General features: G+C 71.9%; 10 protein-coding genes and 1 tRNA gene. 7 read left to right on the forward strand and 4 right to left on the reverse strand.

All coding sequences use genetic code 11. From position 1 onward, the window contains the following. Positions 1 to 155: 155 nt before the first annotated feature. From AB0I91_RS18285 to AB0I91_RS18295, 3 genes are all read left to right on the forward strand, one after another. Positions 156 to 1,196 carry an ADP-ribosylglycohydrolase family protein gene (locus AB0I91_RS18285; protein WP_498777815.1) on the forward strand — a complete coding sequence of 347 codons (1,041 nt, stop codon included), beginning with the start codon at positions 156 to 158 and terminating at the stop codon, positions 1,194 to 1,196. Between the two features lie 300 nt (positions 1,197 to 1,496). Further along, positions 1,497 to 2,195 carry a response regulator transcription factor gene (locus AB0I91_RS18290; RefSeq protein ID WP_498777817.1) on the forward strand — a complete coding sequence of 233 codons (699 nt, stop codon included), beginning with the start codon at positions 1,497 to 1,499 and terminating at the stop codon, positions 2,193 to 2,195. Further along, positions 2,192 to 3,589: a sensor histidine kinase gene (locus AB0I91_RS18295; RefSeq protein ID WP_498777819.1), complete on the forward strand. Its 1,398-nt coding sequence runs from the start codon at positions 2,192 to 2,194 to the stop codon at positions 3,587 to 3,589. Before AB0I91_RS18290 ends, AB0I91_RS18295 begins: the two co-directional genes overlap by 4 nt. Here the strand turns inward: AB0I91_RS18295 and mgrA are convergent. After that, positions 3,586 to 4,614 (reverse strand): L-glyceraldehyde 3-phosphate reductase, encoded by a 1,029-nt coding sequence (gene mgrA, locus AB0I91_RS18300; protein WP_498777821.1) that lies wholly within the window; start codon positions 4,612 to 4,614, stop codon positions 3,586 to 3,588. The genes AB0I91_RS18295 and mgrA overlap by 4 nt on opposite strands. A gap of 169 nt (positions 4,615 to 4,783) precedes the next feature. Between mgrA and AB0I91_RS18305 the strand changes: the two genes are divergently transcribed. Next, a complete protein-coding gene (locus tag AB0I91_RS18305) occupies positions 4,784 to 6,379 on the forward strand; it encodes a vWA domain-containing protein (protein ID WP_499637640.1) in 1,596 nt (531 codons plus the stop codon). A 161-nt stretch (positions 6,380 to 6,540) separates the two neighbouring features. Here the strand turns inward: AB0I91_RS18305 and AB0I91_RS18310 are convergent. Next, a tRNA-Thr gene (locus AB0I91_RS18310) sits at positions 6,541 to 6,613 on the reverse strand. 281 nt (positions 6,614 to 6,894) lie between these two features. Between AB0I91_RS18310 and AB0I91_RS18315 the strand changes: the two genes are divergently transcribed. From AB0I91_RS18315 to otsB, 3 genes are all read left to right on the forward strand, one after another. Continuing rightward, positions 6,895 to 8,232 (forward strand): threonine/serine exporter family protein, encoded by a 1,338-nt coding sequence (locus AB0I91_RS18315; RefSeq protein WP_498777825.1) that lies wholly within the window; start codon positions 6,895 to 6,897, stop codon positions 8,230 to 8,232. 155 nt (positions 8,233 to 8,387) lie between these two features. After that, positions 8,388 to 9,824, forward strand: a complete 1,437-nt coding sequence (locus AB0I91_RS18320; RefSeq protein ID WP_230573188.1) for an alpha,alpha-trehalose-phosphate synthase (UDP-forming) — start codon at positions 8,388 to 8,390, stop codon at positions 9,822 to 9,824. A gap of 61 nt (positions 9,825 to 9,885) precedes the next feature. Continuing rightward, complete coding sequence (gene otsB, locus AB0I91_RS18325; protein ID WP_498777828.1) at positions 9,886 to 12,420, forward strand: trehalose-phosphatase; 2,535 nt, start codon at positions 9,886 to 9,888, stop codon at positions 12,418 to 12,420. Between the two features lie 48 nt (positions 12,421 to 12,468). Here the strand turns inward: otsB and radA are convergent, their stop codons facing one another. Both radA and AB0I91_RS18335 read right to left on the reverse strand, forming a co-directional pair. Then, on the reverse strand, positions 12,469 to 13,833 hold the full coding sequence (gene radA, locus AB0I91_RS18330) for a DNA repair protein RadA (protein WP_499615182.1): 1,365 nt from the start codon (positions 13,831 to 13,833) through the stop codon (positions 12,469 to 12,471). Between the two features lie 385 nt (positions 13,834 to 14,218). Further along, a complete protein-coding gene (locus AB0I91_RS18335) occupies positions 14,219 to 15,010 on the reverse strand; it encodes a copper chaperone PCu(A)C domain-containing protein (protein WP_499615179.1) in 792 nt (263 codons plus the stop codon). Between the last annotated feature and the right edge of the window lie 129 nt (positions 15,011 to 15,139).

The raw sequence follows: 15,139 nt of genomic DNA on the forward strand, positions 1-15,139 counted from the left end.
TCACTGGATCAGGTGCGCCGGAGGTGCCGTTGGATACCTGTCAGTAGATGTTGCTTGCTCAACTAGTCGTGCTCCCATGACCGGACGGGCGGTCGGCGGCTAGGGTTTTGGCCCCGGACGTCCCGGCCGAGTTCTGGGCGAGTGCAGGAGGGCAAGTGCCGCGCGAGCCGTTGGACGTGGTCGACCGTGGCGCGGCGTGCCTGGTGGGCGGCGCGCTGGGCGACGCCCTCGGCGCGCCCATCCAGTACCTCGGGTGGGCGGACATCCAACGGGACCACGGCCCGGAAGGCGTGCTCGCGCCGCCGCGCCCAGCGCTGGTCACCGACGACACCCAGCTCACCCTGTTCACCGCCGACGGCTACCTGCGGGCGTGGGTGCGCGGTCGGACCACCGGCGAGTGGGACCCGATCGAGGTCGTCTGGCAGAGCTACCGCCGCTGGTTGATCACCCAGCAGGTGGCCGCGCCCGAGCCCGGCGCGGTCGGCCTCGTCGGCGACGAACGGCTGTACTCGAGCCGTTCGCCGGGCCTGACGTGCCTGCGCGCCCTGGCCGCCGACACGCCGCCGACGCCCGAGGAACCGCAGAACGAGTCCTCCGGCTGCAACGGCGTCACCCGCACCGCGCCGGCGGGGTTCGCGCCGAGCGCCGAGATCGCCTACGACCTCGGCTGCCGGTTCGCCGCGCTGACGCACGGCGGCACCGGCGGCTGGGTGTCCGGCGGGGCGTTCTCGCTGCTCATCCACCTGCTGGCGGTGCGCGGGAGACCGATGCGGGAGGCCGTGGACCAGGTCATCGGCCGGGTGCTGCGGGACGACCCGTACACGGCGAACACCCTCAACCGGGCCGTCGTCTTCGCCGACGAGCACCGGGCGCAGGGCTTCGAGTCGGTCCGGGTCGACCGCCTGGGCAGCGGCTGGACGGGCCCGGAGGCGCTGGCGATCGCCGTGCACACGGTCCTGGTGTACCCGAAGCGGTCGCAGTTCGTGGACGCCCTGCGCGCGGCGGCCAACCACTCGGGCGGCAGCGACGCCACGGCGGCGCTCACGGGCAACATCCTCGGCGCGCTGCACGGCACGTCGGCGTTGCCGCGCGACTGGCTCGCGGGCCTGGAACTGGTGGACCTGCTGACCCAACTGGGCTCCGACCTGGGCCGCTCGGTCACCGGCCAGGACTTCGACCACGCCCGGTACGCCTGAGGGAAGACGGGTGAAGCCGGCCTCGGCACGCACGTTCCCGAAAGCGTGCGACCGAGGCCGGCTCTCCACGCGGTCTGCGCAGGGACACGCCCCGAGCGCGGAACCCGGCTGACCTGGCCGTGGAGCGGGAAAACCCGTGGCGGAACCGTAGCAGAGAGCGTGTGAGCCATCACAGCCGGCCCACCTCCTTACCGTTGTGAACCACCCCACTGGCCCCTCGGACCTGTCGCGAACCTGTCGAGTCGCTGTCGATGCGAGCACGCCCCGGCCGCCACGGGACCGGTGCCGCACCATGGGCACGTGGACAAGGGCGCTTCGGTTCGACTGCTCGTGGTGGACGACGAGCCGCACATCGCCGACCTCGTGGCGACGGTGGCCCGGTACGAGGGGTGGCAGGCGGTGACCGCCGGCAGCGGTGAGGCCGCGTTGCGGACCGCCGCCGACTTCCACCCCGACATCGTGGTGCTCGACCTGATGCTGCCCGACCTCGACGGCTTCACCGTGCTGGACCGCCTCCGCTCGGCCGGCGCGATGGTGCCGGTGGTGTTCCTGACCGCCCGCGACGGCACCGCCGACCGGGTCGCGGGCCTGACCCGCGGCGGGGACGACTACCTGGTCAAGCCGTTCTCCGTCGAGGAGCTGATGGCACGGCTGCGGGCCGTGCTGCGGCGCTCGACCGGGCCGACCTGGAAGCGGTCCGTGCTCAAGGTGTCCGACCTGGCCCTGGACGAGGACACCCGCGAGGTGCGCCGGGGCGGGAAGCTGGTCACGCTCACGCCCACCGAGTACGAGCTGCTGCGCTACCTGATGCGCCGCTCCCCCGCCGTGCTGACCAAGGCGCAGATCCTCGACCACGTGTGGGAGTACGACTTCGGCGGCCGGTCCAACGTGGTCGAGCTGGTCGTCTCGCACCTGCGGCGCAAGCTGGACGACGGCGGCGAGCCGCTGATCCACACCGTGCGCGGCGTGGGTTACGCGCTGCGGCGAGCCGCGGAGTGACGCGTCGGCGCCTGCGCCTGGGCACGCGCCTGGCGCTGGGCCTCGGCGCGCTGGCGCTGGCGGTGTTCGCGGTCGTCGGCACGGTGATGGCGCGGAGCATGCAGGAGTACCTGGAACGCCGGCTCGACGCGCAGATGGAGACGACCCAGGTCTCGCTGAAGAAGGACTTCGCCAAGAACGGCACGCTCAAGGGCGCGGCCTACGGCTGGTACTCGGTCGTCTACGAGGTGCGCGACGGCACGGCCACGCCGAAGAACCGCGACGACCTGCCCGCCGACAACGCCGAGTTCACCGAGGTCGCGTTGCAGGTCGACGGGCGCGAACCGGTGTACCGGACGGAGTACCTGCGCGGCGACGGCACGTACCGGCTGCGCGGGTGCGCGGTGTCCGACGGCGTGGTGCTGGTCAGCGCGGCGCCGATGGACGACATCACCACGACCGTGCGGCAGCTGGTGATCGTGGAGGTGGCCACGTTCCTGCTCGCGCTGGTCGCGTTCGTGGTGATCGGGCGGGCGGTGCTGCGGCGCGGGTTGCAGCCGTTGAGCGACATGGCCCGGACCGCGCACGACATCACGTCGCACGACCTGACCGACTCGGCCCGGCTGCCGGTGCGCGCGGAGGGCGGCGACGGCGGCGCGGAGGTCGAGGAGCTGCGCACGGCGTTCAACACGATGCTGGAGCACATCGACACGTCGCTGGCCGCGCGCACCGCCGCGGAGCAGCGGCTGCGGCGGTTCATCGCGGACGCGTCGCACGAGCTGCGCACGCCGTTGACGTCGATCCGGGGTTACGCCGACCTGTTCCGGTACGCGGCGGCGAACGCGCCGGAGGAGCGCGAGGCGCACCTGGAGAAGCTGCGGTCGGAGGCGGCGCGGATGAGCGTGCTGCTGGACGACCTGCTGCTGCTCGCCCGGCTGGACTCGGCGGAGGTGGAGACGCCGTTGCGGGTGGCCGACGGCGACCTGGCGGCGCTGGCGCGGGAGGCGGCGGACGCGTTCCGCGCGGCCCGGCCGACCCACCCGCTGACGCTGACGGCGCCGGACGAGCCGGTGCCCTCGGCGTTCGACCCGCTGCGGTTGCGGCAGGTGGTGGACAACCTGCTCACCAACGCCGCCGTGCACACCCCGGCCGGCACGGCGGTCTCGCTCTCCGTCGAGGTGCGGGGCGAATCGGCCGTGCTCCGGGTCGGCGACACCGGCCCCGGCATCCCGCCCGCCGACCAGTCCCGCATCTTCGACCGGTTCTACCGGGTGGACGACTCGCGCACGCGTGATCGCGGCGGCAGCGGCCTGGGGCTGGCGGTGGTGCACTCCCTGGTCGCCGCGCACGGCGGCACGGTGGAGCTGACCAGCCGACCGGGCGCCACCGCCTTCACCGTGACCCTGCCCCGCTAACCGGCGTTGGACGACTCCGCCCACAGGTCGATGCCCGAGTCGACCGCGTGCACGTCGATCCGCTCGATCTCGTCGTCGGTGAGCGGCGGGCCGTCCAGCGCCGCCACGTTCGACTCCAGCTGACCGACGCTGCTCGCCCCGACCAGCACCGACGTGACCCGCTCGTCGCGCAGCGCCCAGGTGAGCGCGAGCTGGGCCAACGTCTGGCCGCGCGACGCCGCGACCTCGTTCAGCGCCCGCACGTGCGCCAGGGTGGCCTCGCTCAACCACTCCGCGCTCAACGACTTGCCCTGCGTGGCCCGCGAGCCCTCCGGCACGCCGTCCAGGTACTTGTCGGTCAACATCCCCTGCGCCAGCGGCGAGAACGCGATGCAGCCGACGCCCAGCTCGCCCAGCGCGTCCAGCAGGTCGTTCTCGATCCACCGGTTGAGCATCGAGTACGAGGGCTGGTGGATCAGCAGCGGCACGCCCGCCGCGCGCAGCAGTTCGGCCGCCTCACGGGTCTTCGTCGCCGAGTAGGACGAGATGCCGACGTAGAGAGCCTTGCCCTGCTGCACCGCGCTGACCAGCGCGCCGACCGTCTCCTCCAGTGGGGTGTCCGGGTCGAACCGGTGCGAGTAGAAGATGTCCACGTAGTCGAGGCCGAGCCGGGACAGCGACTGGTCCAACGACGACAGCAGGTACTTGCGCGAGCCCCACTCGCCGTAGGGGCCGGGCCACATGTCGTAGCCCGCCTTGGTGGAGATCACCAGCTCGTCGCGGTGGGGCCGCAGGTCGTCGGCGAGCATCCGGCCGAAGTTGACCTCGGCCGAGCCGTACGGCGGGCCGTAGTTGTTGGCCAGGTCGAAGTGCGTCACGCCGAGGTCGAACGCCCGCCGCACGATCGCCCGGCCCGTCTCGTAGGGCCGGTCGTCGCCGAAGTTGTGCCAGAGGCCGAGCGACACGGCGGGCAGTTTGAGCCCGCTGCGCCCGCACCGCCGGTAGGTCATCCGGTCGTACCGCGAGGCGGCTGGAAGGTGGGCCACCTCCCCACCTTGGCACGCCCGGCTTCCGTTTGCCGGTCGGAAAACCGGACGAAGTTGCTCTGCTCGGCCCGTATTCCGCCGATCGCCCGATCATCCGCCTCATGTGCCCGGACATCGGCGTCCGGGCTCCCGGGCCCCGCGCCCGGACGCGCGAGCGGAAAGAGATCCCATGCGTCGCTCACTCAGACGCGGCACGCTGTCAGCCGTCGCCGCCCTGATCGCCTCGGCGGTCCAGTTCACCTCACCGGCCGCGGCCGCACCCGCCGCGGCCGCACCGTGCGGCCCCCTCGACGTCGCGTTCGTCCTCGACGACACCGGCAGCATGGGCGGGGCCATCGCCAACCTGAAGACCGGCATCAACGCCATCGTGAACGACGTCGTCGCGGCGTCCGGCGGCGACTACCGGCTCGGCCTGGTCACGTTCAAGGACAACATCACCGTCCACAACACCCTCGCGCCCGGCAACGCGGCGGCGGTGACCAGCTACGTCACCAACACGCTCGCCGCCGGCGCGGGCGCCAGCGAGCCCGAGGCGTCCGACGAGGCCTTGAACACGGTCGTGAACAACCTGCCTGCGGCCGGCCGTCCGCAGAACGTCGACTTCGGCGGCACGTGGCGGTCGAACGCGATGAAGTTCGTCGTGCTGGTGACCGACGCCCGCCCCGGCGGGTTCGACAACGTGCACGCGGCCGTGGACGTCGCCAACGCCGCGCAGCGGGCGAACGACGCGCTCGGCAAGGGCATCAAGATCTCGCCGGTGTACGTGCCGACGTCGGCCACCTACACCCCCGTGATCACGCCGATCATGCAGAACTACGCCTCCACGACCGGTGGCGTGTTCACGCAGGCGACGTCCACGGGCGTGGGCACGGCGGACGCGATCCGCAAGCTCCTGTCGGACTGCCGGCAGACCGACGTGGTGATCCGCGACCAGGTGACCGACACCGGCGCCGAGCCGAACCCGAACGGCACGGTGTGGAACAGCCCGGACATCAAGGTCTGCCCGACCACCGCGGACTGCGCGGGCATCCAGCCGGTCGTCGGCGCGACGAACTTCGTCCACGTGCGGCTGAACAACAACTCCGGCCTCGGCACGAGCACCGGCACGCTCAAGGTCTACCGCACGCCCGCCGGCGGCGGCACGACGTGGAACAACGTCACCAACGGCGACTGGATCGCCATCGGCCAGCAGTCGCTGTCCGTGCCCGCGGGCGGGACCGTGGCGAAGATCCCGTGGACGAACGTCCCGGGGCCGGGCCACTTCTGCCTCCTCGCGCGCTGGGTGTCGGCGACGGACCCGATGACGTTCGCCGAGGGCCCGAACACCGCGCTGAACACCAAGAACAACAACAACATCGCGTGGAAGAACTTCCAGACCGTGCGGGGCAAGGTGTTCCAGCCGGTGAGGTCCTGGTTCACCCTGGGCAACGCGACCGAGCGGGAGGTCAAGACCGACCTCGTGCTGACCGGCGAGAAGCCGGTGGCGGGCGCCGTGGTGATCGACCTCGGCCCGCGCCTGTTCGAGCGCTGGCGCGCCGGCGGCGGCCAGGCCGAGGGCGTGAAGCAGGTCGGCGAGACCGCGTTCCAGCTCGACCCGAAGCGGGCGGCGCTGCTCGGCGTGCCGCTGCAGCCCGGTGAGCGGTTCACCGCGGAACTGACCTTCACCCCCGAGGCCCCTGGCGAGTACCTGACGAACCTCGTCCAGTTCGTCGAGGGCGAGGACCACGGCGGCGTGGCCTACCAGGTCATCACCGACCGCGAGTAACCCGCGCACGCGGTCGCGGCCCGTGCCTGCCGGGCGCGGGCCGCGACCGCGTTCCAGCGGTGCGGTCCAGCCGCGGGCCGGAGCACGACCCGGACCCGCTATGATCATGAAACTGCCCCCCTGACCAGGGCTTTCCCGGTCAGGGGGGGCAGTCGGTGCTGAGCCGGTGGCGGGACTTGAACCCGCAACCTTTCGCTTACAAGGCGAGTGCTCTGCCAGTTGAGCTACACCGGCGCGGCCCGGAGGCCTGGAACATCGTAAGCGCCCGCAGGGGGTGCCACCTGCGGCGAACGGTCTGCTCACGGTGGCCCCGCGTTGGTCCGTCCGGAGGTCGCGGGTACCGTCCGGGTGGCCCTGGCGACCCGCAAAACCGCTGGCCAGCGGTATCAACAGTATTGAACGCACAGTGATCGACTCACCTGGTCCAGGTACCCCTTCCAGGGGTGGCGCATGACACAGCCTCGAATGTGACACGGTCGGGCGTGGCGATCGGACGAGCGAGGAGGTGACGCCGGGTGCGGCTGTGGCGCCGGCGGTTCCAGCACGCGGAGCAGGCACGACCGGTCGAGGGTCCGTCCCCTCCGGACGATTCGACCGTCCACCTGGTACTCGACCTGGCGCTGCGCGTCGGCGAGGCGCAGATGGCCGGCGGGGCGGGCGTGGCCGACGTGACGGCCACCATCCTGGCGGTCACCACCGCGTACGGCCTGCCGAACACCGAGGTCGACGTGATCTACACCTCGATCACCGTCTCGTGCCACCGGGGCACGGAAGCCGCGCCCGTGACGACCATGCGCGTGGTGCGCGGCCGCAGCGTCGACTACACCCGGCTCGCCGCCGTCGAGGACCTGATCCGGCGGATCACCTCCGACGGCATCACGGCGCCGGACGCGTCCGCCGAGATCGAGCGGATCAGCCGGGCCGATCACCCGTACCCCCGTTGGGTGGCCACGGTGGCGTGGGCGGGCATGGCGGCGGCGGTGGCGTTCCTGGTCGGGGGCGGGCCGTTGCTGGCGGCGACGGCGGCCGTCGTCACCGCGCTGATCGACCGGGTCGGCCGGGTCCTCAACCGGCGCGGGCTGCCGTTCTTCTTCCAGCAGGTGGTCGGCGGCGCCCTGGCCACCTCGGTGGCGGTGGCGATGTACGCGACGGACCTGCTGCCCACGGCGCGGCCGTCATTGTTGATCGCCACCGGGATCGTGGTGCTGCTGTCCGGGTTGTCGCTGGTCGGCACGGTGCAGGACGCCATCACCGGCTACCACGTCACCGCCGCCGGCCGCACGGTGGAGATCACGCTGCTCACCGCGGGCCTCGTCGCGGGCATCACGCTGACCCTGCGCGCCGGCGTGCAGCTCGGCGTCCAGACGAGCATCGCCGACCCGCTGCCGCCGCTGATCTCCGAGGTGCCGACGCAGTTCGCGGCCGGCGCGGCCACCTCCGCGTTCTTCGCCCTGGCCAGCTACGCGCCGGTCCGGGCGCTGCCGATGGCCGCCGTCGCCGGCGCGGTGGGCACGGCCGGTTACGGGCTGCTCGTCCTCACCGGCACGAACGCCATCACGTCCGCGGTCGTCGCGGCCACCGCGGTCGGCTTCATCGGCAAGATCATCTACCGCCGGCTGGGCACGCCGCCGCTGCTCGTCGCGGTGGCGGGCGTGGTGCCGCTGCTGCCCGGCTGGACCACCTACCGGGGCCTCTACCAGCTCACCGCCGAGGGTGACGCGGCCGGCCTGTCGACGCTCGTGCTGGCCGCCGGCACCGCCCTCGCGCTCGCGAGCGGCGTCGTCCTGGGTGAACATCTGGGGCGACCCGTGCGCACCGGCCTCGGCCGGTTGGCCGCCCGTTCCCGTCGCTGAGCGGCTGAACACGGCGTTTCCACGTGAGATCGCCCACCTGACGGGCTTTCGTCAAGTCAACACAGTGTGACGGGGGTGACGACAGGGCATCCAACCTGCGCGTTCCCACTAACCTCGACGGTGGGCGAGACGAATCCCTTAGGAGGCGCTACCCGGTGAGCAGCATTGGCGAGAACGGCGCGGATTTCCTGGTCGTGGCCAACCGCCTACCGGTTGACCTGGAGCGCCTGCCCGATGGCACGCAACGCTGGAAGCACAGCCCCGGTGGCCTGGTCACCGCCCTGGAGCCGTTCCTGCGCACGCACAGCGGGGCCTGGGTCGGCTGGCCCGGCATCGCCGACGCCGAGGTGGACGCGTTCGAGGAGGACGGCCTCCAACTGCACCCCGTGGCGTTGAGCGCGACCGAGGTCGCCGACTACTACGAGGGCTTCTCCAACGGCACGCTGTGGCCGCTCTACCACGACGTGGTCGCGCCGCCCGCCTTCCACCGGCGCTGGTGGAACGCCTACGTGCGGGTCAACCAGCGGTTCGCCGACGTGACCGCGAAGGTCGCCGCCCAGGGCGCGACGGTCTGGGTGCAGGACTACCAGCTGCAGCTGGTGCCCGCCATGCTGCGCGAGCTGCGCCCGGACCTGCGGATCGGCTTCTTCCTGCACATCCCGTTCCCGCCGGTGGAGCTGTTCATGCAGCTGCCGTGGCGCACGGAGATCATCCGCGGCCTGCTGGGCGCGGACCTGGTCGGCTTCCACCGGCCCGGCGGCGCGCAGAACTTCCTCTGGCTGGCCCGCCGCCTGGTCGGCCTGGAGCCGAGCCGCGGCGCGGTCGGCGTGCGCACCAGGCCCGGTGTCGTGCAGGTCGGGGACCGCACCGTGCGGGTCGGGGCATTTCCGATCTCCATCGACTCGGCGGGACTCGACGCGCTCGCGCGCGACAAAGAAGTCCAAAAACATGCGAAACAAATTCGCGAAGACCTCGGGAATCCGAAGAAGATCCTGCTCGGTGTGGACCGCCTCGACTACACCAAGGGCATCGACGTGCGGCTGCGCGCGTTGCACGAACTCCTCGCCGACGGCCGCGTCGACCCCGGCGAGGTGACCATGGTGCAGCTCGCCACGCCCAGCCGCGAGCGCGTCGAGCACTACAAGCAGATGCGGGGCGAGATCGAGCAGGCCGTCGGCCGGATCAACGGCGAGTTCTCGACCGTGGGCCACCCCGTGGTCCACTACCTGCACCAATCGGTCAACCGGCGCGAGCTGACGGCGTTCATGACCGCCGCGGACGTCATGGTCGTGACCCCGGTGCGCGACGGGATGAACCTCGTCTGCAAGGAGTACGTCGCCACGCGCTACGACCTCGGCGGCGCGCTGGTGCTCTCCGAATTCGCGGGCGCGGCGGCCGAACTCACGAGCGCGTTCCTCGTCAACCCCCACGACCTGGACGGTGTGAAGAACGCGTTGGAAGCCGCCCTCACGCTGGATCCGGCCGAAGGCCGCCGTAGGATGCGCGCGCTGCGCCGCCAAGTCCTCACGCATGACGTCGACCGCTGGGCTCGATCGTTCCTTGATGCCTTGGGCACGCAGTCCACGATCTGAATCTGAATCAGTTCAGACCGAATATCACCGACCTTGTCCCACCGAGCATTGAGGAGGGGCGTTGACCGCCGAGGCCCTCCCCGCCGAACTTCGTCGTGCGATCGTGCAGTTGGCACGCACACCGCGCCTGCTGGTCGCCTGCGACTACGACGGGACATTGGCTCCGATCGTGGCCAACCCAGAGGACGCCCGCCCGCTGCCCGAGTCGGTGGGCGCGTTGCGCTCCCTGGCCGGTCTGCACGAGACGACGGCCGCGGTGATCTCCGGGCGCGCGCTGCGCGACCTGGCGACGCTGTCGCGCCTGCCGTCCGAGGTGCACCTGGTGGGTTCGCACGGTTCCGAGTTCGACGTCGGTTTCGTGCACGCGCTGGACGCTGACGCGAAACAACTGCACCGTCGCCTGGAAACAGAGTTGGAAGGAGTCGTCGCCGGCCACGAAGGCGTCGGCCTCGAAGTGAAGCCCGCGAGCATCGCGGTGCACGTCCGCCGTGCCGACCCCGCCGTGGGGGAGCGGGTTCTCCACGCCGTGCGCACCGGACCGGCCACTTGGGACGGTGTGCAGGTCACCGAGGGCAAGGCCGTGATCGAGCTGGCCGTGGTGCAGACGGACAAGGGCCACGCCCTGGACGTCCTGCGGCACCGCGCGTCGGCGACCGCGGCCGTGTTCGTCGGTGACGACGTGACCGACGAGAAAGCGTTTGCCCGGCTGAGCGGGCCCGACGTCGGCATCAAGGTCGGCGACGGCGAGTCGCTGGCCGAGTACTACGTCGGCGACAGCGTCGACGTGGCCACGGTGCTGGCGTTCCTGCTGGAGGAACGGCGGGCGTGGCTGCACGGCGACCAGGCCGTGCCGATCGAGCGGCTGACCATGCTCGCCAACGAGCGGTCGGTCGCGCTGCTGACCCCGGACGCGCGGCTGAACTGGCTGTGCCACCCGGAGCCGGACTCGGCGGCGGTGTTCGCCGACCTGCTCGGCGGGCCCGCCGCGGGCCACTTCTCGATCAAACCGGAGCACGGCTCGCTGCCCCTGGGCCAGCGGTACGTGCCGGGCACGATGATCGTGGAGACCCGCTGGTCGCGGCTGCTCGTCACCGACTACCTCGACCACGACCTGGCCTCGCACCGCACCGACCTGGTGCGGCGCGTCTCCGGCTCGACCAACGCGGTGATCACGTTCGCGCCGCGGCCGGAGTTCGGCCAGGTGCCGGTGCGGCTGCTGCGCGAGCGCGACGGCCTGCGGGTCGTCGGCACCTCGGACCCGATGGTGCTGCGCTCGCCCGGCGTGGACTGGCAGATCACCTCCGACGGCATCCAGGAGACCGCGACGGCCGTCGTGCGCCCCCGAGAGGGTGCGCCGATCCTGCTCGAGCTGCGCTGCGGCACGGACGACCTGTCCGAGGCCACGCTCGGCGAGCCGGAGCGGCGGGCACGGGCCGGCGCGTTCTGGTCGGACTGGGCCGCGACGCTCAAGCTGCCCCAGGTCGAGTCGGAGCTGGTGCTGCGGTCGGCGTTGACGTTGAAGGGCCTGGTGCACCACGACACCGGCGCGATCATGGCCGCCGCCACCACCTCGCTGCCCGAGGAGCTGGGCGGCATCCGCAACTGGGACTACCGGTACTGCTGGCTGCGCGACGCGGCGCTGACCGCGCAGGCCCTGGTGTCGGTCGGGTCGCTCGGCGAGGCGGAGGCGTTCCTGGGCTGGGTGCACGGGGTGCTGTCGACCCTGCCCGGCCCGGAGCGGCTGCACCCGCTGTACACGCTGCAGGGCACCATGCTCGGCGCGGAGGCCGTCATCGACACGCTGCCCGGGTACGCCGGGTCGCGGCCGGTGCGCGTCGGCAACCTCGCCAACCAGCAGGTGCAGCTGGACGTGTTCGGCCCCGTGGTGGACCTGGTCGTGCAGCTGGCCGCCGCGCGCGGCTCGTTGACCGACAAGGACTGGCTGATGGTGCAGGCGATGGCCGAGGCGGTCGCCCGCCGCTGGCACGAGCCCGACCACGGCATCTGGGAGGAGCGGCACGCGCCGCGCCACCACGTGTACTCCAAGGTCATGTGCTGGGTGACGCTGGACCGGGCGGTGAAGCTGGCAGAGGCGTACGGGCGCGAGATCGACCCGTCGTGGCCGGTGCTGCGCGACACCATCTCCAACGACGTGCTCAAGCACGGGTGGAGCGAGGAAGCGCAGTCGTTCACCACCGCCTACGACGGCGACGACCTGGACGCGGCGTCGCTGCACGTCGGGCTGTCGGGGTTGATCGACCCGACCGACGACCGGTTCCAGGCCACCGTGACCGCGATCGAGGCCGAGCTCCGGTCCGGTTCCACGGTGTACCGGTACCGGCGTGACGACGGCCTGCCCGGCGACGAGGGCGGCTTCCACCTGTGCGCGGCGTGGATGATCGAGTCCTACCTGCTCACCGGGCGGCGCACGGAGGCCGAGGAGCTGTTCGCGCAGATGGTCGACGCGGCCGGCCCCACCGGCCTGCTGCCCGAGGAGTACGACCCGATCGCGGAGCGCTCCCTGGGCAACCACCCGCAGGCGTACAGCCACCTGGGCCTGATCCGCTGCGCCCAGCTGCTGGCGGCCACGAAGTAACAGCTCGCGCGAGAACGGCGCCCCCTGCACGTCGGGGGCGCCGTTCCGCTATTTCAGGAGCTTGAGCAGGTTCAGCGCCTCGTGCAGGTCGTTGGCGACGAGCGCGCGCGTGCCCTGTGGCAGGGGGCCCGCGTCCGGTGGCACGAGGGCCTTGGTGAAGCCGAGCCGGGCGGCCTCGGTGAGGCGGCGGCCGACGCCGTTGACGCGGCGCAGCTCGCCCGACAGGCCGACCTCGCCGACCACGACGAGGTCGTGCGGCAGGGGCAGGTCGGTGGCCGCCGAGGCGACCGCCAGGGCGACCGCGAGGTCCACGGCGGGCTCGACGAGCCGCATGCCGCCGACGGTGGCCGTGAAGACGTCCTTGTTGCCCAGCCCGACCCGGCCGCGCTTCTCCAGCACCGCGAGGACCATGGCGAGGCGGGCCGAGTCGAGACCGCTGACCGCGCGCCGCGGGGCGGGCAGGGCGGTCGGCGTGACCAGCGCCTGCACCTCGCCCAGCATCGGTCGCTTGCCCTCCACGACAACCGTGACGGCGGTGCCGGAGACGGCCTGGTCGCGGCGGTGCAGGAACAGGCCGGACGGGTCGGGCACGCCCGCGATGCCGTCGTCGCGCAGCTCGAAGCAGCCGACCTCGTCGGCCGGCCCGAACCGGTTCTTCACGCCCCTGAGCAGCCGCAACGTCGAGTGCCGGTCACCCTCGAACTGCAGCACCACGTCCACCAGGTGCTCCAGCACGCGCGGCCCGGCGACCGAGCCGTCCTTGGTCACGTGGCCGACCAGCACGACGGGCAGCCCGCGTTCCTTGGCGACCGCGATCAGGCCGGCCGTGACGGCGCGGACCTGGCTGACCCCGCCGGGCGCCCCGTCCACCGCCGGTGAGGACATGGTCTGCACGGAGTCCACGATGAGCATGCTCGGCTTGACGACGTCCACCTGGCCGAGGACGGCGGAGATGTCGCTCTCGGCGGCCAGGTAGATCTCGTCGTGCAGGTTGCCGGTCCGGTCCGCCCGCAACCGCACCTGCCCGGCCGACTCCTCGCCGGTGACGTAGAGGCAGCGGCCGACCGACAGCGCCCACTGGTGCGCGACCTCCAGCAGCAGGGTCGACTTCCCGACCCCGGGCTCACCGGCCAACAGCACCACCGCGCCCGGCACGAGCCCGCCGCCGAGCACCCGGTCCAACTCCAGGACACCGGTCGAGACGGCCCGCGCGGACTCGATGTCGACCTGCGCGATGGGCCGCGCCTCACTGCTCGGCGTGCCCGCGAGGAACCGGGGAGCCGCGGAGACCCCCCGCTCCTCCACCGTGCCCCAGGCCTGGCACTCCGGGCACCGCCCGACCCACTTGGCCACCTCGTGCCCGCACTCGGCGCACCGGTACGTCGCCTTGGCCACCCGTGCTGTCTTCGCCACGACCGGGAGGCTATCCGCCCCCTCCGACACCCACCGTCACTGGCAGCTTTCCCTCAAGGAGGGCTTCGTACTGGCGGCTTCCCTCAAGGAGGGCTTCGTGTCATCCCGCCGACCTGGCTTTGCCCTACCGCGCGTGTCAAGGGGGCTGTGCGTCCTCTGCCTGCCCGTCCACTGATGGCTGCCCCCTTGATACGTGTGGTAGCCCGGAGGGAGGTCGGTGGGATGACACGAAACCCGGACCGACAACGGACCCGGCGCTTGACCGCTGAACGAGGGGTCATCCTGCTGATCTGCCCGTCCGGCGAGGACTCTTTTGTTCTTCGAAACAACAACAGGGGTCCCCTGACCGGGGACCCCTGCGCAGCTCGCGGCGTGTCAGCGCGGCTCAGTGCTCCGAGGGAGCGTCCACCCGCGGTTCGGTGGTGGCGCCGATCGGCAGCTCCAAGGTCACCTCACCGGCCTGCTCGAACAGGAACGTGACCCGGATCGTCTCGCCCGGCCGCAGCGGCTTCTTCAGCCCCTTCAGCACGATCTTCACCACACCCGGCTCCGTCGGGTCGGCGGAGGACGGCAGCTTGGTGCCCGTCGTCGGCGGGCTCGACACGGACGTGCCGCTGCCGGACGTCGGCGTGCCCGTCGTGGTCGTCGTCACCGAACCCGTGCCGGACGGCGTGGTGGTCGTGGTGGTCGACGCGTGCGAGTCGGAAGGCTCGTGCGAGTCCGACGGCTCGTGCGAGTCGGACGAAGGCGCGGACGAGGACGCCGCCTTGGTCGTCGTCGTGGCGTGGCCGCCCGCGTCGTCCTGGTCGGCCTCGGCGAGGATGGCCGACCCCGGCTCCAGCCGCGCGTCGCCGGTGATCTCGGCCGGCGCGGAGAACTCGCTGGTCACGCCCAGCAGCTTGTCCACACCGGTGCCGTTGTTGACGATCACGACGGTGATCGGCGCGTCGTCGCCTTCCTCGTACGCCCCGTGCGCCGCCGGGAACAGGAACTGCGCGTCACGGACGGCGATGTCTCCCACCTGCCCGTTGGCCCCGTTGACGACGGCCACCTGGGTGTCCGTCTGCGTGACCTGACCTGCGCTGCAACCTGCGGCGACCAAGCCGAGGCCGGTCGCCAGGGCGGCCACGACGGCCAGGCGGCGCGGCGCTGGTGACTTCTGGAGTGCGCGACCCACGGCTGCTCGGATCCCTTCCCGGTGTGCTGACGAGGCGGGTCGTACCCGGTAGTAGCGGGCCCGACCACCAGTCCAGGAGCCTAACCGGGTGCCCCCGGACCTGCGGCATGTGGTGCCCCACAGCGGGCC

The sequence above is a fragment of the Actinosynnema sp. NPDC049800 genome (genome assembly GCF_040656635.1).
Classification (GTDB): domain Bacteria; phylum Actinomycetota; class Actinomycetes; order Mycobacteriales; family Pseudonocardiaceae; genus Actinosynnema.

Excerpts from the sequence above, each read along its gene's own strand:
- AB0I91_RS18305 (WP_499637640.1), top strand. The coding sequence starts at position 4,784 with ATGCGTCGCTCACTCAGACGCGGCACGCTGTCAGCCGTCGCCGCCCTG.